The sequence below is a fragment of the Bacteroides sp. ET71 genome, from assembly GCF_023336905.1.
Lineage (GTDB): Bacteria > Bacteroidota > Bacteroidia > Bacteroidales > Bacteroidaceae > Bacteroides.
This window is the reverse complement of sequence record NZ_JAMBLS010000024.1, coordinates 29,665-51,046: the sequence shown is the minus strand read 5'-3', so window position 1 is coordinate 51,046 and position 21,382 is coordinate 29,665. Positions and strand designations below refer to the sequence as shown.

Annotated in this window: 12 protein-coding genes; 6 read left to right on the top strand and 6 right to left on the bottom strand. The window is 48.3% G+C overall.

What is annotated here, in order from left to right; genetic code table 11:
* Nucleotides 1–199 precede the first annotated feature (199 nt).
* Together xyl3A and M3090_RS11825 are read left to right on the top strand one after the other, a co-directional pair.
* Complete coding sequence (gene xyl3A, locus M3090_RS11830) at nucleotides 200–2,797, top strand: xylan 1,4-beta-xylosidase (protein ID WP_249056479.1); 2,598 nt, start codon at nucleotides 200–202, stop codon at nucleotides 2,795–2,797.
* Nucleotides 2,798–2,976: 179 nt separating this feature from the next.
* Complete coding sequence (locus tag M3090_RS11825; RefSeq protein ID WP_249056477.1) at nucleotides 2,977–3,876, top strand: helix-turn-helix domain-containing protein; 900 nt, start codon at nucleotides 2,977–2,979, stop codon at nucleotides 3,874–3,876.
* A 3-nt stretch (nucleotides 3,877–3,879) separates the two neighbouring features.
* Here M3090_RS11825 and M3090_RS11820 read toward each other — a convergent pair whose 3' ends face one another.
* From M3090_RS11820 to M3090_RS11795, 6 genes are all read right to left on the bottom strand, one after another.
* Nucleotides 3,880–4,740: a glycoside hydrolase family 25 protein gene (locus tag M3090_RS11820; RefSeq protein ID WP_410553246.1), complete on the bottom strand. Its 861-nt coding sequence runs from the start codon at nucleotides 4,738–4,740 to the stop codon at nucleotides 3,880–3,882.
* Between the two features lie 106 nt (nucleotides 4,741–4,846).
* Nucleotides 4,847–6,493: a diphosphate--fructose-6-phosphate 1-phosphotransferase gene (locus M3090_RS11815; RefSeq protein ID WP_249056474.1), complete on the bottom strand. Its 1,647-nt coding sequence runs from the start codon at nucleotides 6,491–6,493 to the stop codon at nucleotides 4,847–4,849.
* A 97-nt stretch (nucleotides 6,494–6,590) separates the two neighbouring features.
* Nucleotides 6,591–7,280, bottom strand: coding sequence for an HU family DNA-binding protein (locus M3090_RS11810; RefSeq protein ID WP_249056472.1), 690 nt, complete (start codon nucleotides 7,278–7,280; stop codon nucleotides 6,591–6,593).
* 387 nt (nucleotides 7,281–7,667) lie between these two features.
* Entirely contained in the window at nucleotides 7,668–9,071 is a 1,404-nt protein-coding gene (locus tag M3090_RS11805; protein ID WP_410553245.1) for an efflux transporter outer membrane subunit, read from the bottom strand.
* 11 nt (nucleotides 9,072–9,082) lie between these two features.
* Nucleotides 9,083–12,193: an efflux RND transporter permease subunit gene (locus tag M3090_RS11800; protein ID WP_249056469.1), complete on the bottom strand. Its 3,111-nt coding sequence runs from the start codon at nucleotides 12,191–12,193 to the stop codon at nucleotides 9,083–9,085.
* Nucleotides 12,190–13,392 carry an efflux RND transporter periplasmic adaptor subunit gene (locus M3090_RS11795; RefSeq protein ID WP_249056467.1) on the bottom strand — a complete coding sequence of 401 codons (1,203 nt, stop codon included), beginning with the start codon at nucleotides 13,390–13,392 and terminating at the stop codon, nucleotides 12,190–12,192. The genes M3090_RS11800 and M3090_RS11795 overlap by 4 nt, the downstream gene beginning before the upstream one ends.
* 786 nt (nucleotides 13,393–14,178) lie before the next feature.
* Between M3090_RS11795 and M3090_RS11790 the strand changes: the two genes are divergently transcribed.
* From M3090_RS11790 to M3090_RS11775, 4 genes are read left to right on the top strand one after another with little or no spacing between them, the layout of a single operon-like run.
* Complete coding sequence (locus tag M3090_RS11790) at nucleotides 14,179–14,448, top strand: hypothetical protein (protein ID WP_249056465.1); 270 nt, start codon at nucleotides 14,179–14,181, stop codon at nucleotides 14,446–14,448.
* 9 nt (nucleotides 14,449–14,457) lie between these two features.
* The gene (locus tag M3090_RS11785) at nucleotides 14,458–15,003 is read left to right on the top strand and encodes a 1-acyl-sn-glycerol-3-phosphate acyltransferase (protein ID WP_249056463.1); all 546 of its coding nucleotides are present in this window, start codon (nucleotides 14,458–14,460) and stop codon (nucleotides 15,001–15,003) included.
* The gene (locus M3090_RS11780; RefSeq protein WP_249056461.1) at nucleotides 15,000–15,785 is read left to right on the top strand and encodes an amidohydrolase; all 786 of its coding nucleotides are present in this window, start codon (nucleotides 15,000–15,002) and stop codon (nucleotides 15,783–15,785) included. Before M3090_RS11785 ends, M3090_RS11780 begins: the two co-directional genes overlap by 4 nt.
* 27 nt (nucleotides 15,786–15,812) lie before the next feature.
* Nucleotides 15,813–21,362: an alpha-2-macroglobulin family protein gene (locus M3090_RS11775; protein WP_249056459.1), complete on the top strand. Its 5,550-nt coding sequence runs from the start codon at nucleotides 15,813–15,815 to the stop codon at nucleotides 21,360–21,362.
* Nucleotides 21,363–21,382: the final 20 nt, after the last annotated feature.

The window sequence follows — 21,382 nt, the reverse complement described above, 5'->3', positions numbered from 1 at the left end:
GTTTTCCCGCCAAAGTTTTGCTAGGTACTAATGCGTATAATCCCCTTTATTTAATTCTTAAACCTTGTCCATTTTTTAGTGGACAGCAGTGGTAATCAATAGAAAATCTTTACAATTTTGCCACTACCACAACATGTAATCTAAATAAAAAATTCTTATCTTTGCACACACCAATTTATTAATTAAAATCTCATCGAATATGAAAAATGTATGGAAGCTTCTGATAGGAACAAGCATTATTGGATCCTGTCTACTATCATGCAATTCTAAATTACCGTATGAAGACCCCACCTTATCAGCCGATGAACGAGCTATGGATTTGGTAAAGCGGTTAACCTTAGAAGAAAAAGTATCTCTTATGCAAAACACATCACCTGCCATTCCCCGACTAGGCATTAAGGAATATGATTGGTGGAACGAAGCATTACATGGAGTTGGACGTGCTGGTGTGGCCACTGTTTTCCCACAATGCATAGGCATGGCTGCATCATTCAATGACAGTTTACTATTTGAGGTATTTACAGCAGTAAGCGATGAAGCTCGAGCTAAAAGCAATGAGTTTGCCAGAACTCAAGAAGGTTTAAAACGCTACCAGGGCTTAACATTCTGGACTCCTAATGTCAATATTTTCCGTGATCCAAGATGGGGAAGAGGGCAAGAGACCTATGGAGAAGATCCCTATTTAACTGCACAAATGGGTATCAATGTAGTACGGGGATTGCAAGGGCCAGAGAATGAAAAATATGATAAGCTACATGCTTGCGCCAAACATTTCGCTGTTCATTCTGGTCCGGAATGGAACCGCCACATATTTAATGCAGAAAACATCGCTCCACGCGATTTGTGGGAGACCTACCTCCCTGCTTTCAAAGCATTAGTGCAGCAAGCAAATGTAAAAGAAGTCATGTGTGCTTACAATCGTTATGAAGGAGAACCTTGCTGCGGAAGCAATCGCCTACTCCATCAGATATTGCGAGACGAATGGGGTTATCAAGGTATTGTAGTATCTGACTGTTGGGCCATCAATGATTTCTTCACCGAAGGGCATCATCATACAGAACCTGATATACCACATGCCACTGCCAAAGCAGTATCAAGTGGTACCGATCTAGAATGTGGCGAAAGTTACGGCTCATTAGTGGAAGCTGTACAACAAGGATTGATTGACGAAGCAACTGTAGATACATCTCTACACCGATTATTAAAAGCACGTATCGAACTCGGAGAATTGGATGAGAATGTGCCTTGGCATCAAATACCTTACGATGTAGTAGATAGCAAAGAGCATCGTAAATTAGCCTTAAGAATGGCACAAGAAAGCATTGTTCTATTACAAAATAAAAACAGCTTGCTTCCCTTGAAAAAAGAAGGCTTAAAAATCGCCTTAATAGGTCCTAATGCCAACGATAGTATCATGCAATGGGGAAATTACAATGGGTTCCCGTCACATACTACGACTTTATTAGAAAGTTTGCAAAAACAATTGCCGGCCTCACAACTGATATATGAACATGGTTGCGATCACACTGCAGCAGTAGCATTGCAAAGTCTTTTCGGCAACTGTACCACTGAAGACGGACAAAAAGGATTTAAAGCTTCATATTGGAATACGATGGAAGCCGAAGGTGAACCGGACATCGTAACACAAGTTCCCAATCCTTTTCACTTCACAACGACTGGTGCCACGGTATTTGCACCAGGTGTACCATTGGGAGGATTCTACGCTGTATATGAAACGACTTTTCATCCTCAAAAAAGCGAAGATATAGTATTCAGTTTCCATACGCAAGGAAGTGCACATTTGCTGATAGACGGAAAACAAGTAGCATCGGCAGCCAACATGAAAAGCAACCGAGTTTATACATTAAAGGCAGAAAAAGGGAAATCGTATAATCTAAAAGTAACGTTTGCTGCTACTGAAGGCGATTGCGCAACCCTAAATTTCGACTTTGGCCGTGAAGTTCCTCTTGATTTGAAAAAATCTGTGGAACGTGTAAAAGATGCCGATGTTGTGATTTTTGCAGGCGGCATTTCTCCAGGATTAGAAGGGGAAGAAATGCCGGTCAAAATACCAGGATTCCGAGGAGGAGATCGTGAAAATATTGAGTTACCTGCTGTACAAACGGACTTACTAAAGGAATTGAAAAAAGCAGGCAAGCAAATTGTATTTGTTAACTTCTCAGGTTCAGCCATAGCTTTAACCCGTGAAGCACAATTATGTGATGCCATTATACAAGCTTGGTATCCAGGGCAGGCAGGAGGAGACGCTATTACATCCGTATTATTTGGCGATTACAATCCGGCAGGACGATTGCCAGTCACTTTTTATAAAAGTACCGAACAATTGCCTGATTTTGAGGACTACGATATGAAAGGACGTACCTACCGTTATATGACAGAAAAACCTCTGTTCCCATTCGGTCACGGTTTGAGCTATACAACCTTTGACTATGGCAATGCAAAACTGTCTACCAATGAAATGAAAAGTGAAGAAAGTTGCACACTCACCATCCCTGTTACCAATACCGGGAACCGGGATGGAGAAGAAGTCATTCAAATATACTTACGCCGTCCTACAGACAAAGAAGGGCCACATCATACCCTCCGCGCCTTCAAACGCATTGCATTAAAGCAAGGGGAAACCCGACAAGTTAGCTTCCAACTGAGTGGAGAAAGCTTTGAATGGTTTGATACAGAAACAAACACTATGCACCCCTTAAAAGGAGAATACGAAATATTATATGGAGGTACCTCAGATGCCCGAAAGCTTAAATCCATCCAGATAAAATTAATTTAGTTTCTAATATCATTAGCATTCTCATCCGCAAGTTTGTCAAACTATCATTTGCACTTGCGGATTTTTGTTTTCAGAGCATCTTGTTACAGATTCTCGTACAAAACAAAAAGTTTTCATTCACTTACAAAGAAAATCTGCTAAATTATCCATATTTTTGCCTTCCGGTAAAAATATGGAATATGGAAGACATCATTAAAATCAACAATGTAGAGCAATACAACCAGCTTTTTGGATTAGAGACCTTACATCCTATGGTAAGCGTCATAGACCTCAAACAAGCGACACAAGTTCCCAGGCATTTCACCATCAACTATGGCGTGTATGCTTTATTTCTGAAGCAAACGCTCTGTGGAGACATTCGCTATGGGAAGCAAATTTATGATTATCAAGAGGGGACCGTCACCAGCTTTGCTCCAGGACAAGTGGCCGAAGTAACCATGAAAGATAACGCACGGCCTACCGCCCAAGGCATATTATTCCATCCCGACCTCATTAAAGGAACATCGCTCGGAAAAGACATCAAGCAATACTCTTTCTTTTCCTATGCTTCCAACGAAGCTCTGCATCTGTCTGACGAAGAAAAAGGAATCTTCCTGAATTGCTTGGAAAAGACTCAAGCAGAGTTGCAACATCCTATTGACAAGCATAGCAAGCGGTTGATATCTCGCAACATTGAACTGCTGTTAGACTACTGCATGCGGTTTTACGAACGGCAATTCACAACCCGTTCGGTCGTTAATAAAGACATCCTGACCCGATTTGAAGGATTGCTCGACGATTATTTTCATGGGGAACAACCGCAACTTGAAGGACTGCCGACCGTCAAATATTTTGCGGATAAGGTCTGCTTGTCACCCAATTATTTCGGGGATTTAATCAAGAAAGAGACAGGCAAGAGTGCCCAAGAATATATTCAACACAAACTGATAGACATAGCTAAGGAAATGATACTGGGAACCAACAAGACTGTCAGCCAAATAGCCTTTGAACTGGGATTCCAATATTCGCAGCATTTCAACCGCATGTTCAAGAAAAACGTAGGCTGCACGCCTAATGAATATCGGAAGACGCAAGTGTAAGTGTCATTTCAGGAGTAACGAATCCAAGGCTTCCGGGGTGCCATTGAACACGTTCAGGTCCACATTGCCTTCAATGCCCGGTACGATGCCGGCATCCGTATGTTGCCAGAAATCCCAACGCCCGTCATAGCGTACGGAATCTACGTAATAGTGTGCAATCCAATAAGGATAAGTATTGAAGAGAGAATCGTTCAGATAACGCAATTTGAATTTGTAAGAAGTATAAAGGATAGGCTTCACGCCATAGTGCTGCTCTACCCTATCCAGCCAGGCCTTAACAGCCCTTTGCAGTTCTTTTTTGTTCTTGCCCGAGGCCGTCTCCACGTCGAGCACGGGGGGCAAGTCACCCGAATCGAGCGGAGCTGTGCGGATGAAGAAATCGGCCTGGCGGCGGGCATCGGTGCGGGGAATGAAATAGTGATAGGCACCGCGAATGAAGCCGTGCCGACGGGCTGCATCGAAGTTGCGGGCAAACGCTTCGTCGCCGTGGTCGCCGCCCTCGGTGGCTTTCATGAAGACGAAACGGAGGGGAAACTCTCCGGCCCGTTGTCGAGCCAGCAAAGACCAGTCGATGTCGCCCTGGTAATGCGAGATGTCGATGCCATGCACGTCATAACGGCAAGGCAGGCAGACTCCGTAGCCTTTCAGGCCGTAACAGGGTTTCCAGCGGTAGGCATATGGGCGGATGAAGAACCAATAGAACCCGGCACATAAGACCAGGGCTAACCCCACGGCCAGGACATTGCGCAACCAAACGGGCATCGCACGTTCCGGTGCAGTGCCTTTCTTCCGCCGTGTTTTTTTCGAAGAGGAACGGCGGGCAGGTGTTTTACCACGAGAGGGTCTGGCTGTTCGAGCAGGCATAAAGCTGGGTATGAAAAGGGGGGGTAAAAGGGCAAAAGAAAGGGCAGATTCACTCCGCCCTTTCTCTCTTTATTTATCACATATAAACATTGCGGTCAGCAACTTATCACTTCTGGTGTTCCAACTGCAAGGTCTTGGTCGGCTGGTCGCAGACTTCCGTAGGCCCGAAGTACTGGATGGGGCCGGGATAGACGTAAGCCGTCTCCTTGGCCCACTGCTCGCGTTGTGCGGCAAAGGCCTGGAAAGGCGCGCCGTCCAGACGAACGAGCGCTTTCTGGATAACGGGCTTCATCTCACCGTGGCGACGCTCCATGTTCATCATCATCGTGATAGGCACACCGCCGGCAATCCACTCCTCGGCGGGAGCCGTCAGGTTACGGATGGAGGACATGTATCCCGTCTTGCCGTTGGCTATCAGGGCGGCGGCGGCAAAGCCGAGGGAGTAGCAGTAGTCAGCGTCGAAGTTGGACGGAGCGGCGCAGCGGCCTTCGTAACCGAAGAAGTGGTGCTGTGCGGCAAATTTACCCACGTACTTGCCTTCCTTCTTCCACTGGGCCAGCTTGTTACCTACCATCTCGGACAACAGTTTCTCCGTTTCGATGAGAGATACCTGCACATTGCCGTGCGGGTCGCGGTCGAGGGAGAGCTGACGTGCCACGCCTTCGGGCAGGCTGGCGTAGATGGCGGCGTTCTCGGGCGTGAGGCGGCTGATGATATACTGACGCTGTTCGGCCTTGTCCACCTGGGCGAACTCCTCGGCGTTGGCAGCAAGGAAGTCGTTCAGTTCGGCAATCAGGCGCTTCATCGCAGGGATGAATTCAATCAGGCCTTCGGGGATGAGCACGGTGCCGAAGTTGTTGCCTGCTGCGGCGCGGTCGGCCACTACCTGTGCGATGTAGGTGACAATGTCATCCAGTGACTGGTCCTTGGCTTCCACCTCCTCGGAGACAATGCAGACATTAGGCTGCGTCTGGAGGGCACATTCCAAGGCGATGTGCGAAGCCGAGCGGCCCATCAGCTTGATGAAGTGCCAATACTTGCGGGCAGAGTTACAGTCACGCTCGATGTTGCCGATGACTTCGGCGTAGGTCTTCACGGCGGTGTCGAAGCCGAAGGAGGTTTCAATCATGTCGTTCTTCAGGTCGCCGTCGATGGTCTTGGGGCAGCCGATGACTTGGATGCCGTAGTTCTTCGCAGCGTAGTATTCGGCCAGGACGCAGGCGTTGGTGTTGGAGTCGTCGCCGCCGATGATGACGAGGGCTTTGATGCCGAGCTGCTTCAGTATCTCGTAGCCTTTTTCAAACTGGTCTTCTTTCTCCAGCTTGGTGCGTCCGGAGCCAATGATGTCGAAGCCTCCGGTGTTGCGGTATTCGTCGATGATGTCGGCGGTGAGTTCGATGTAGTTGTGGTCAACGAGTCCGCCGGGTCCCATGAGGAAGCCGTAGAGCTTGCTTTCGGGGTGGATGCGTTTGATGCCGTCGAAGAGTCCGGAGATGACGTTGTGTCCGCCGGGTGCTTGTCCGCCGGAGAGGATGACGCCTACGTTCATGGCGGGGAACTGTGCTGCCTGGTCGGCCGCTTCGAAGCGGATGAGGGGCATGCCGTAGGTGTTGGGGAACAGTCGTTTGATTTCTTCCTGGTCGGCCACGGATTGTGTGGGTGCGCCTTCGCCGGCACGTACGTTGCCTTTCAGCGCTTTCGGAAGTTTGGGCTGGTAGGCAGCCCTTGCGATTTGCAATGCACTCTTGGTCATTTGTCTTTATTATTTAAAGGTGATTAGAAAGTTGCTCGCTAAAGCGTTGCAAATTTCGCTCTTTTCCGAGAGAAATGCAAGGGGGGAAGGGATATTTTTAGCCTTCGGTGTGGATGTCGGCGGCGGTCCAGCGTTTGGCGGGCCCGCGTCCGAGGGCTCGGATGCCGGTCTCGTGGGGGGATTGTTCCCAGCGGCGCAGCTCGCGCGAGGCTTTGTCTTTCAGCAGTCCGGTGAGGGCGCAATAGCAGATGAGTGACATTTCGGCGTGCTGGGCCAGGTATTGGCGGGCCAGTTGGAGGCGTTGGTCGGGGGTGTAGCGGGTGCTGCTGCGGCGTGCCTTGACGGCGGTGCGTTTCAGGCGGCAGGATGCGTCGGTGAGGCGCACCAGTTGCCTGTCGGGCTTGAAGGCGATGCCGTCCACGCAGATGCTTGTGGCGTTGCGGCGTGTCTCGCCGGGCGTTCCGGTCTCGGGTTCGGCACCGGGGCGGAGGCCGAGTGTGGGGGTGAACGAGCCGAGGCCGTCGAGGTGGACGGAGTAGCCTTGGGCAAGGGTGTCGGCCAGCCCGGAGGCCAGCAGTTGGACGGCCGCGCGCAGTTCGGCGGGGCTGAAGGTGGTGTGGCTGGCGACCTGGCGCAGGAAGGCGTCGGTGTCCAGGCGGCCGTAGAGGCGCATACGGGGGTAACGGACGGTCATTTCGCCGGTGCCTTGGGCGAGGGTGGTTTCTTGCATGTCATATTCTGCCATATCGGTATCGTTTAAAAGATGAAAATGCCGGGTAACTGTCATTCTGAGTGGAGCGAAGCGGAATCGAAGAATCTCCCTATGAGAATGTGACGAGGGGTTAGGGAGATGTTTCGACTCCACTGCGTTCCGCTCAACATGACAGGTGAAGAGGTTCGCCAAAGAGCGATGCCGGAAGTCTGTTGCCGACAGTGCAGGAAATTACTGTTTATCGGGGAAAAGACTTAACAGGCAGCCTGTTCGATTTTTATATCACGCCGCGCTATATTCATCGCACGGCGTGATATATTCATCGCACGCCGTGATATATTTATCGCACGGCGTGATATAAACTCTTCACCGGTGCAAATATAAAAAATCCTCCCCATCCGTGCAAGGTTTCTTGCCGATGGGAAGGAATATTTTTCTCCGGGCCGGGTGGGGCGTGCCGCGTCATCGCTCGTCGCTCCAGCCCCCGCCCAGTGCCTTGTAGACGTTGACCAGCGCCAACTGGCGGTCGCGCAGGGCGTTGCTCAGGCTGATTTGCGCCGACAGGTACGTACGCTGCGCGTCGAGCAGGTCCATGTAGCCGATGGTGCCCTGCACGTACTGTGCCTGCGACAGTTCGAGCGACGAGCGCGAGGAGCGTTCCAACTGCAGGCGGGTCTGGTAGACGTCCTTCATCTTGTTGAACGTGGCGATGGCGTTGTAGGCGTCGCGGAAGGCCGTCAGCACCGCCTTCTCGTAGGCGTGGCCCGCCCGCTCCAACGCCGCACGCCGGGCCTTCAGCCGCGCATGGTTCCGTCCCCACCCGAAGATGGGCTGGATGACCGTGGCCTGCAACAAGTGGTAGGGCGACTTGAGCAGCTCGCTCAGCAGGTCACTCTCCGCCCCCACCTGCGCGTTCAGCGTCAGGCTCGGAAACAGGCTGGTCAGCGCCACGCCCGCCTCGGCATTGGCGGCGATGAGCGCCTGCTCGGCCTGGCGGACATCGGGGCGGCGCTCCAGCAGCTTGCTGGGCAGGCCCACGGGCAGCGCGGCGGGGAAGTCGACCTCCTGCGGCAGCTTGGCCCGGCGGATGTGGTGCGGATAGCCGCCCGTCAGCAGTGCCAGGTCATTCTCCTTCAGCGTAATCTGCCGTTCCAGGTCGGGCACCAGCGTCTCCGTGCGCGCCAGCTCCACCTGTGCCTGGCGCACGGGCACCTCCGACGTCAGCCCGCCCTCGTTCCTCAGGCGCGCCAGCCGCAGGCTCTCACGCCGCGCGTCCACCGTCTGGCGCACGATGTTCAGCTCGTTGTCCAGCGCCACCAGCTCGAAATACGTCTGCGCCACCTGCGCCACCAAGCTCATCTGCAACGCCCGGCGATTCTCCACCGAACCCAGGAAGTCGGCCAGGCTCGCCTCGCGCGCCCAACGCAGCTTGCCCCACAAGTCCAGCTCCCACTGCACCGTGCCCTTCAGGTCGAACTGGTCGCTGTTGCTATAACTATCGCCCCCATAATTCTCGCGCTCGCGCTCGGCATACACACGCAGGCCAATCTGCGGCAACAAGTTGGCCAGGTCGATGCGCTTCAACGCCGCCTGCTCCCTCACCGTGGCATCGGCCATCAGTAAATCCTTGTTATAGTCCAACATCTGGCGGATAAGCCCCTGCAGGAGCGTGTCCGGATAAATCCGCTCCCAAGGATAATCGGCCATCGAAGCCGAATCTTCCACCATACCGTCCATCGTCAGCGTCTGCGGCAGCTCCAGGTCGGGCCGCGTGTAATGCTTCCCAATCTTGCACCCGCTCAGCAGCACCGCCGCAGCACACAAACACAAGGCCGGGCGGCATACATATCTCATCATTACTGTCATGTCACTCTTGTTCATCTCACTCTCTTACTCTGAAATTTAGTCTGCACCTTATATATCATCACAAAGAAGAAGGGTATGAGCACAATGCCCACCACCACCGCCATAATCATGCCGAAGAACAACCCCGTGCCGATAGACTGACGGCTGGCAGCACCCGGCCCGCTGGCAATCACCATCGGCAAGATGCCCAGGATGAACGCCAGCGACGTCATCAGGATGGGTCGGAAACGCAGATGCGCCGCATGAAGCGCCGCCTTGAACACATTCTCCCCCCGGTCGGCCTCGTCCTTGGCAAACTCCACGATGAGGATGGCATTCTTGGCCGCCAGCCCCATCAGCGTCACCAGGCCAATCTGGAAATACGTATCATTCTCCAGTCCGCACAACGAGATACCTATGTACGCCCCCAGCGCCGCCACGGGCAACGACAGCAGCACGGCCACCGGTATGCTCCAACTCTCGTACAACGCCGCCAGGAACAAGAACACGAACAGGAACACCAGCGCCAGGATGACGCCCGTCTGCCCGCCGGCCTGCTTCTCCTGATACGACAAGCCACTCCATTCCACGCCGATGTTGTCAGGCAAGTGCGTGCGTGCCACCCGCTCAATGACCTCCATCGCCTGGCCCGAGCTGTAACCCTGCGCCGCCTCTCCACGGATGACCGCCGTGTTGAACATATTGAAGCGCTTGATACTGCCCGGCCCCGTGGTGTACTCCGTGTTACCCAATGCCGTCAGCGGAATCATGGCTCCGTCCGCCCCGCGCACAAAGAAAAGGCTGATATTATCCCGGTGCTCGCGGTAAGGAGCCTCGGCCTGCAGGTAGACACGGTAGATGCGGTTGAACATGTTGAAGTCATTCACATAGACCGAACCCGTATAGGCTTTCATCGTATTGAACACATCGGCCATCGGCACGCCCAGCATCTTCACCTTGTCGCGGTCCACATCGAAATACAACTGCGGTATCTCCGCCTGCAACGACGACGACAGGTTGCTCAGCTCCTTGCATTGCGCGGCATAGTGCATCAGCGTGTCCGCTGCCTGCACCAAGTTCTCGTAAGTGGCATCTCCGCGCGCCTCCAACTGCATCTCAAATCCACCCGACGTACCCAGACCGGGAATGACAGGCGGCGTGGACAGGTAGAACTTACATTCAGGATACTCCGTCAGTTCACGGCTCACGTTGGCCATGATTTCGTCGATGGTCGTATCGTCCCGCTCCTTCCACTCTTTCAGGATGACCGTCAGTTGCGACCGGGCCTGACTGGTACCCACACGGGGACTGGTACCAGTGACATTTTGCACATACTCCACCGACGGGTCTTCCATCAAGAAAGCAATAGCCCGATTGGTCACTGCACGCGTACGCTCCAACGTTGTCCCTTCGGGCATCTCCAGCTCCACGGTGAAGTAACCTTGGTCTTCCGTCGGAAGGAAGCTGGTCGGAATCAACCGGTACAAGACAAAGATGGCAATCAACACCATGCTAAAGCCCACTCCCACCCGTTTCGGATGCTTGATAACCGACTTAATGCCACTCAAATACTTACTATTGCCGAAATCCAGCCAGCGATTGATGACACGGAACACACGGTTCTTGGGCTTGTTCGGGTTGACGGGTTTCAGAATGAGCGAACACATCACCGGGCTCAATGTCAGAGCCACCACCGTAGAAAGCAACACCGATATGGCAATCGTCACACTGAACTGCCGGTACAGTTGTCCCGTGATGCCGGACAGGAAGCTCACCGGCACGAACACAGCCGCCAATACCATCGAGGTAGCCACCAGGGCACCGGTCAAACCATTCATTGCCTTTTTCGTGGCTTCGTAGGCACTGAGATGCTCTTCTTCCATAATACGTTCCACATTTTCCACCACTACAATGGCATCATCCACCACCAAGCCAATGGCCAACACCAATCCCAACAAAGTCAGGATATTGAGCGAGAAGCCGAATATCAACATGAAGCCAAAGGTGCCTATCAACGAAATAGGCACAGCCACCAAAGGGATGAGCGTGGCACGCCAACTTTGCAAGAAAAGGAACACCACAACAATCACCAGAAACAGAGCTTCGAACAACGTCTTATACACCTCGTGGATGGATTCTGAAATGTAAGTGGTCATATCGAAAGGAATCTCGTACTTCATTCCTTCGGGGAAAGTACGACTGATTTCCTCCATGGCAGCCTTCACACTTTCGGCCACTTCCATGGCATTGGCACCCGGCAACAGGTAAATGCCCAAGATAGCAGCATTTCCACTGTTAATGCCACTCTCGGTATTATAAGACTGAGCTTCCAACGAAACACGAGCCACATCACGCATCCGAATCATCGAACCGTCGGCATTGGCACGCAAGACGATTTCCTCAAACTCGGCCGCACTGGACAAACGCCCTTGCGCCGTGATGGGGATAGTAAAGTCCAAGCCCGTCACAGGTTGCTGCCCCAGCACACCTGCCGCCGACTCACGGTTCTGATCCTTCAAAGCGTTTTGCACGTCTTGAACCGTCAAACCATAGTTGGCCAAACGGGCAGGGTCTACCCAAATCTGCATGGCATAATAACGGCTGCCGATGTTAGACACACGCCCCACACCGGGGATACGTCGCAGCAAGTCCAACACGTTCAGCGTAGCAAAGTTACTCAGATAGATTTCGTCGAACTTAGGGTCATTCGACGTCAAGCAGATAGTCATCAACTGGCTGGCTGCCTGTTTTTCTATCTCGATACCATTCTGCACCACTTCTGCCGGCAGTCGCGATTCGGCCAACTTCACACGGTTTTGTATCTCCACAGCCGACAAATCGGGGTCAGAAGAAATATCGAAAGTGATGGTAGCCGAGAAACCGCCCGAGTTGGAGCTGTTGGACTCCATATAAAGCATACCCGGCGTACCGTTCAATTCTTGTTCAATAGGAGTGGCCACAGCCTGCGACACTGTCAGCGCACTGGCTCCCGGATAGGAAGCACTGATTTTTACTACCGGCGGCGTTATCTGAGGATACTGGTCAATGGGCAGCATCGTCAAACCGATAAGCCCCACGATGACTATCAATATGGATATGACAGCCGAAAAGACCGGCCTGTCTATAAAAAAGCTAACTTTCATTCTTTTGTCGTTGAAGGTTGAGATTCATCTTCATCTTTTTTCTTATCAGCCACACGCATCTTGATGCCCGGTGTCAGTTTATGATAACCTTCGGTCACAATCATCTCGCCGGGAATAAGGCCGCGTTCTACCACCACGTTATTGCCAAACTCCGGACCAAGTTCGATGAAACGGCGCTCGGCTATCGAGTCACGGCGCATAATAAAGACATAAGCTCCACCTTTCTCTATAATCAAGGCTTTTTGAGGCACTACAGTAGCGTGTTCACGAACATCAAGCAAGGCTTTCACTTTGGTAAACTGTCCCGGAAGCAACACACGATCGGGGTTAGGCATCTCAGCACGTACAGAGAATGTTCCGGTCTTCGGATCTACTTGCGGATCGGCAAAGTCGACGATTCCTTTATAGGGATATTCACTGTTATCAGCCAGCGTAATGGTCACATAGGGCTGCCAGGAACGGGTGGAATCTTTCTGTCCGATAACGACATTCCGCTCGCGGCTCTTCAAATAATCGAGGGCAGTCATGCTGTAATCCACCAGCACCGTATCACTCTTGACCACCGTTGCCAGCAACGACTGCCCGCCCGGTCCGACCAAAGCTCCTAAATCGACATAACGTTCGCTAATGTAGCCCGAAAGCGGAGAACGCACCATGGTGTATCCCAACTCCTGTTCGGCCTGATCCAAATCAGCCTGGCTCATACCCATGCTGGCCACGGCGGTTTCGTAAGCAGCAATAGCATTGTCCAGGTCCAACTGGCTGGCGGCATTTTGTTCATACAAAGGGCGGATACGATTCAGGTCACGCTGTGTCTTCAATACGTTGGCCGAGTCTTTGCGAAGTTGTGCACGGGCTTTGTCGGCTTTGGCACGGTACTGGCGCTGGTCAATCAAGAAAAGCACTTGATTCTTGTTCACGTATGTACCTTCCTCAAACTCCATGCTCTCAAGAAAGCCCTCTACACGTGCACGGACTTCTACAAATTGCTGTGCGCGGATACGTCCTACGTATTCTCCATAGATTTCAACATCTTCTACCCCCACCGGCTCTACAATCACCAATGGTGCTTCCGGTTCTACTTTTTTAGGCCATGTCAAGATAAGATAAACGAGCAATAACACTAGCAGACAAGCCACCATGATGATGAGCCTCTTTCTGCGCAAATGTAATTCTTTTTTTGTAAAAAACAGCTTCATGTTATGTTTGTTGTTATTAGTTATACCCAATCTTATGTGCAAAGATAATGCCAATTTCCGAGATTCAGCCACAAGTGCCCAGATTTCCAACCCCAAAGCTGCGGAAAGACTTCATCAAGCATCTGGATACTCCCTGAAAATGTAGAAATGCGCCACAAGTTGTAGAAAAATTCCACATCATCATCGGTTTTCATTTTGACATATTGCATGCCAGACCTACTGAGAATCGTTTGTTTCCAAGCAAACAATAGAAGAAAAGTAAAGAGGCCAAGAGAAAGAAGCCATATCACTGCACAACAGATAAATACAAAAAAGAAGACAAATAAAAGAGAAAAAAGAAGAAGAAAAAATTCTGCTCTGAACTACCTTAGGGCTTCTCTTTTGGAAGACAAAAGCTTATGACGTGCTTCAAACGAGGCTACACTTCGGAAGAAACAGCCCCATTGTTCTGTAAACCGACATCTGAGAAGCAAAATAGAATGTATAATCATGCAAAACAATGATTATCTTTCAGTAAAGATACACATATTTATGCAAAACATTCGCAAAGGCTCGGCTACTTTCCAGATTTACGAGAAATGCATCGTCAGTAAATTCTTTCTTTTCCAAACTTTTTGTTCTTATATCGCAAGAATTGGATAACGAAACGTCAGTTCATTCTTTCTACAAAAAGATAGAAATTCTTACGACATTGCAAAAAAAGTTACAGATTGAGGATGAAGACTACAGAATTAGCATTATCTTTACGGAGACAATTATAATTTATTCACCCCAAAAGTAAAGATTATGGCTAATAGAAAAGACCTGAAGAAAGCAATCAATTATATTGCTGGCGAATTATTTACCGAATGTATCATCTGCAGTTTGAACCTCTCGGAAGAAGGAAAACAGAAAGCAGACAAGGTCATGACGGACATCCTGAATATGCAGAACGAATTCATCAGCCGCATCAGTCACACCGAACCCGGCAATGTAAAAGGTTTCTACAAAAAACTACGCGAAGATTTCAGCACTCAAGTAGATGGAATCGTCACAGCCATCGGCCAACTGAAATAAGACGTAAACATGAAGCAAGGCTTGTATAAATTCATATACCACCGCCTGCTGGGCTGGAAGACTCAATGGGAGGTGCCGGAATATGACAAATGCGTCATCGTCGGCGCCCCCCATACTTCCAACTGGGACCTGCTGTTTGGTAAGCTGTTCTATGGGACATTGAACCGCAAAGTCAATTTTCTGATGAAAAAAGAATGGTTCTTTTTCCCTCTCGGCCCTCTGTTCAAGCTCATGGGAGGTATCCCGGTAGACCGCTCGCGAAAGACTTCACTGACAGACCAATTGGCTACACGTTTTTCCCGAAGCCACACTCTCCACCTGGCCATCACCCCAGAAGCGACCCGCCGTCCTAACCCAGACTGGAAAAAGGGTTTTTACTACATTGCACTCAAAGCAAAAGTACCCATTTTGCTGATTGGCATCGATTACCCGACCAAAACCATTGCATGTACGCAAAGCATCATGCCCAGCGGTAATTATGACCAAGACATACAGAAAATCAAACAATATTTCATACATTTCAGAGGTAAAAAACCTCAAAACTTTGCGATATGACCCCCTTACGCATCAGCCTGTTGCAGACCGACATCGCTTGGGAAGAAAAGCCCAAGAACCTTTGCCGGCTTCGCGAAATGCTTGAGACATTACGCGGAAAGACAGAGCTTGCCATCTTGCCAGAAACCTTTACCACCGGTTTCAGCATGAACCCGGCTTCAGTAGCCGAACCTATCGACGGAGAAACCATCAGTACCTTGAAACAATGGGCCAGCACATACGGCATTGCCTTAGCCGGAAGCTACATAGCCTGCACTCCTTCTTCAGAGCACTGCAATCGAGCATTTTTCCTGACACCGGAAGGAGAAGCTCATTACTATGACAAACATCACCTTTTCCGAATAGGACACGAAACAGAGCACTACTCTCCCGGCAACGAACGTCCAATCATCAACTTTCGTGGATGGAACATCCTGCTTCTAATATGTTACGACCTTCGTTTTCCTGTATGGAGCCGCAACCGAAACAATGAATATGATCTGCTGATCTATGTAGCCAACTGGCCTGCTGCACGACGAAAAGTATGGGACACGTTGTTACAAGCCCGTGCTCTGGAAAACATTTCTTATGTCTGCGGTGTTAATCGTATAGGAAAAACTCCCCAGGACATCGCCCACGACGGAGGAAGTGCCGTTTATTCATATAAAGGTACACAACTGGCGCTTGTGCCGGACAATACCGAAGGCATAGCCACAGTAACATTGGACTACAACCTTCTGCAAGAATTTCGTCAGAAATTCCCCGTTTGGAAAGATGCGGATGATTTTTCCATCAAACTTTGAATATAAATCCTTAAATACGTTGTTGTTATGAAACAAGGAACAGCCCTCAAAGTATTCTTTTCCCTATTGGCCATCGTGTTGCTGAACGCTTGTGCCCAACGCAAAGACATCACTCCTTCTGCCGAGTTTTCTTCATACATCAAAGCCTACACGGGCGGGGTCATTTCCAACCAAAGTGTTATCCGTATCGAGCTGGCACAAGACTTGCCTCTGGTAGACCTGAATGATTTAAAAGATAATCCATTCAAGTTTTCTCCTTCCCTAAACGGAAAATCACATTGGATTAACAACAACACCATTGAGTTCGTGCCAAACAAAGACGAACTTCGTCCTGGTACATTGTACAATGCAACCTTCCGATTGGGAGACTTCATAAAAGTAAAAAAGGAACTGGAAACATTCGAATTTTCATTCCGCGTACAACCGGACAATTATTCCATACAAACAAGCACCCCACTTGTAGATACGACCTATTTATCCATAGAAGGAACAATATATTTCAGTAATATTATCGAGCCGGATAAAGTAAAAGAAATATTTTCTGTCAGCGGCACAGAAAAACAGAATATCCGCATCATACCTACCGATAATGTCTTACATTACTTCTTCGCATTAGACAGTGTTCCTCGCAAAGAACAAGACTATCAAGCAACAATCAAAATCCAAGGTAAAGATGTCGACATCAACCAAGAAGAAAATATAGAAATCACTGTTCCCGCTTTAAATGAATTCCGTCTCCTCTCAGCCAAACGTATCGACCAACCAGAGAACGGCATCGAAATTGCATTTTCCTCTCCGTTGGACATTACCCAAGAGCTGACAGGATTGGTAGAAATAAAAGAAGTGCCATCGACTGTATTTCAAATAAAAAAGAATAAAATATATGCCTATTTTGATGAAAATACATCCGGGCAATTCAATGAAAAACTGACCCTGAACGTACACAAAGGCCTGAAAGATATAAAAGGCAAACAATTGGAAGCATCACAGTCACTTTCTTTCGGAGAATTAAACATCAAGCCACAAGTAGAATTACTTACAGAAGCAGCAATTCTACCTGATTCAAAAAACTTGCTTATCCCCTTCCGCGCAGTCAACCTCTATGCCGTAGAGCTGAGTGTGATACGTATCTTCGAAAACAACATACTCACCTTTTTACAGAACAATACATTGGAATCGTCCAACGAATTACGACGAGCTGGGCGTTTAGTCTACAAGAAAACCCTTCATCTGAATCAAGATGGTTCGAAAGACATTCACAAATGGAACAGTTATTCTGTCGACCTAAGCAAACTAATTAAGCAAGAACCAGGAGCCATCTACCGTATTTATCTTTCGTTCAAAGAAGAATATTCCGCCTATCCGTGTGGAGGCGAAACACCACATCCGTCTTTTGAACTGACAAAATTAACGGAAAACCAAGTGAGTGAATCAGACAATTCAGAATGGGACATTCCGCAAAGCTATTTCTATTACAATGGTGGAACTGAATACGATTGGAATCTCTACGATTGGAAGCAACGAGAAAATCCATGCCACCCGTCCTATTACATGAACAGTAGCTTGGTGGCAGCCTGCAATGTTTTTGCTTCCAATCTGGGATTGATTGTCAAAGGCAATTCAATGAACAAATTATGGATAACCGTAAACAACATACTGACCACCCAACCCATAGAAGGAGCAGACATAACCGTCTACAATTTCCAACTGCAAGTAATCGGTACAAGTCAAAGCAATAAAGACGGATTTGCCGAAATCAACCCGAATGGTGTGCCTTTCATAGTCAAAGCCAGCAAAAACAACGAAAATGCCTATCTCCGTGTGGTAGCTGGAGAAAATCAGTCAACCAGCCGTTTCGACACAGGAGGCAAAAAAATAGAAAAAGGACTTAAGGGCTTTGTCTTTGGAGAAAGAGGAGTATGGCGTCCGGGAGATACTTTACACTTATCGTTTATATTGGAAGATAAAGCCAAACGGATTCCAGACACACATCCCGTTACTTTAGAAATGTACAATCCACGTGGTCAATTCCACAGTAAACAAGTTTCTACCCAGGGTCTCAACGGTTTCTATACATTTGCCGTAGCCACCCATTCTGACGACCCAACAGGTCTATGGAATGCTTATGTAAAAATAGGAGGCAGTACCTTCCACAAAAGCCTACGCATTGAAACAGTTAAGCCAAACCGGCTTAAAATTAATGTCAAAATGCCTCAAAACATTCTGCAAAGTGCCTCCCAACAAACTCCCGTCACTCTAACCTCAGCTTGGCTGACTGGTGCAACGGCTTCTTATCTAAAAGCAAAAATGGAAATGAGTCTTTCGAAAGTGAAAACTCAGTTCTCGCGATACGAGCACTATATCTTTAATAACCCAGCTACCGAATTTACTACACAAAAAATAGACGTATTCGATGGTCAACTGGATGCAAATGGCAAAACATCCTTTACGCTCAAACTACCAGACGCATCAACAGCTCCAGGTATGCTGAATGCAACCCTTGTCACACGTGTTTATGAACCGGGAGGAGATGCCAGCATTTATACACAAACACTCCCCTTTTCACCTTTTACTGCTTATGTGGGCCTCAACTTAAATCAATCAGAAAATAAATGCATAGAGACAGATAAAGAACACCGCTTCGACATCGTCACATTGACTCCAGAGGGTAAACCCATTGACCGGAAAGATATTGAATACAGAATATATCGTATAGACTGGAGTTGGTGGTGGGAGAATCGCCAAGAATCTTTTGGTACATACGTGAATAACAGCACGATTACTCCCATATCCAGCGGGAACTTACAGACTCATGATGGTAAAGCAAGTTTTACATTCCGTGTCAACTATCCTGAATGGGGACGCTATTTAGTTTATGTTAAAGACAAGGAAAGCGGACACGCTACTGGCGGCACCGTCTATATAGACTGGCCGGAATGGCGAGGCCGTTCCACAAAAGCAGATCCTAGTAACCTGAAGATGCTAACATTCTCTTTAGATAAAAAAAGCTATAAACCAGGAGATAAAGCCACAGCATTCATCCCTGTTGCCGCAGGCGGACGTGCCTTAGTAGCCATTGAAAACGGTTCTACCGTGCTGAAACGGGAATGGATAGCCATAAGTGATAAAGAGGACACCAAATACACCTTCGATATCACACCAGAAATGGCTCCCAACGCCTATCTGCACATCACTCTTCTGCAACCTCATGCACAAACGGTAAACGACTTACCTATCCGTATGTATGGTGTCACACCGGTAATGGTTACAGATCCGACTACTGTATTACACCCACAAATAGAAATGGTATCCTCGTTACGTCCCGAAACAGATTTCCACATCACTATAAGTGAAAAGAATGATAAGCCAATGACTTATATTTTAGCTATCGTAGATGAAGGATTATTAGATCTAACAAACTTCAAGACTCCCGATCCTTGGAACGAGTTTTATGCACGCGAAGCTTTAGGCATTTCAACGTGGGATATCTACGATAATATATTGGGAGCATATGCTGGCCAATATGCAGCTATTTTTAGTACTGGAGGTGATGAAATGCTAAAGCCTGCCGATGCTAAAGCTAACCGTTTTAAGCCAGTAGTAAGATTTATCGGCCCTTTCTATATTAACAAAGGAGCAAAAAAAGTCCACACACTACACTTACCTCAATATGTAGGATCAGTACGTGTAATGGTAGTGGCCAGAGAAGGTACGGCTTATGGATGCACAGAAAAAACGGTTCCTGTTCGTACCCCACTAATGCTACTTCCTAGCTTACCCAGAGTACTTTCCACAGGTGAAGAAATCTCCATACCTGTTAATGTCTTTGCAATGGAAAAAGATGTAAAAGATGTAACGCTTTCTCTTCAAACAGAAAAAGGAACAAATATCAGCCTGCAAGGAATGAATCAACAGGTTCTCCATTTTAAAGAACCGGGTGATCAATTGGCTTATTTCACTATCAAGACCGGCAAACAAACAGGTAAGGTTAATCTTCATTTTACAGCTATCGGAGGTGCACACAAAACACAAGAAAGCATCGAAATCGATGTACGCAACCCCAATCCTTCTATTACTCAACATGAAACCCGTTGGATAGCTCCCGGACAAGAAACCGAGATAAGTTATAATCCTGTGGGTGAAAATGCAACTGCCTATCTCGAGACGTCACGTATTCCTTTACCAGATCTAACCCGCCGACTCGATTTTCTATATAGTTATACGCACTTGTGTACAGAACAAATTACGTCAAAGGCTCTACCATTATTATTCATCAATTTATTTAAAACGATAGACAAAACAGAAACTACACGTATACAAACGAACGTGCAAGAAAGCATTAGGCAACTCTATGCCCGCCAATTGCCTAACGGTGGTTTTGCCTATTGGCCAGGAAATGCTACGGCCGATGAATGGATAACTTCTTATGCTGGAATGTTTCTCACTCTCGCCACAGAAAAAGGATATGCCGTAAATCAAAGTACGTTAGAAAAATGGAAACGCTTCCAACGTTCTAACGCACAAAATTGGCGACAAAACGACTATACTTCCACCAATCTGAATGTAGCCTCTAGTATTCAACAAGCTTTTCGCCTTTATACGCTAGCATTGGCCGGAACAGCCGAATTGGGAGCCATGAATCGCCTGAAAGAACAAAACGACCTGCCAATACAAGCTCGTTGGACATTAGCCGCTGCCTACGCTCTGTCAGGAAAAGAGGAGGCTGCAGGAGAATTGATATTCAACCTCCCGACCATAACCTCTACAAATACCACATGGAGCACAGTCTACGGTTCACCTTTACGTGACGAGGCTCTCGTATTAGAAACACTCTTGCTTACGCACCGAAAAGAACAAGCTATGCAACAGGCTCGCCGCATATCAGAGGCCTTGCGTAATGAAACTTCCTTTAGTACCCAATCTACTGCTTTTGCCTTAATGGCAATGGGGAAATTGGCAGAAGAAGTTTCTGGTTCGTTGCATTATACTTGGAGCTTGAATGGGAAAACTCAGCCTGAAGTTAATTCTGCCAAAGCCGTATATTTACATGCCCTCCCCACAACCGATAAAGGAAGTATCCGTGTGAAAAACCAAGGAGATGGTGCATTGGGAGTGGAATTAGTTACTCGTTTGCAACCTATCGAGGACAACCAACCGGCACAAGCTAACGGATTGCAACTTAACGTAACTTATACTGATATGAACGGTAAGCCTTTATCTGTCACTAATCTTCAGCAAGGCACAGATTTTATAGCAGTTGTTACCGTGGCAAATGTCAGTACGTCAGATATAGTGAACTTGGCTTTAACGCATATACTTCCTTCGGGTTGGGAAATCTTTAACGAGCGGTTAAATGCCAAGCCAACAGCCGAAAGCTACACGTATCAAGATTTGCGTGATGACCGTATTTTAACTTATTTCAACTTGAAAAAAGGCGAACGTAAACAATTCAATGTTCGTCTGCAAGCTACCTATGCAGGGCATTTCATTTTACCAGCCATACAATGTGAGGCCATGTATGACACTCACATACAGGCACGAACTCATGCTGGAAAAGTTATAGTAAACCGACAGTAAAAACGGTTACATAAGAGGCC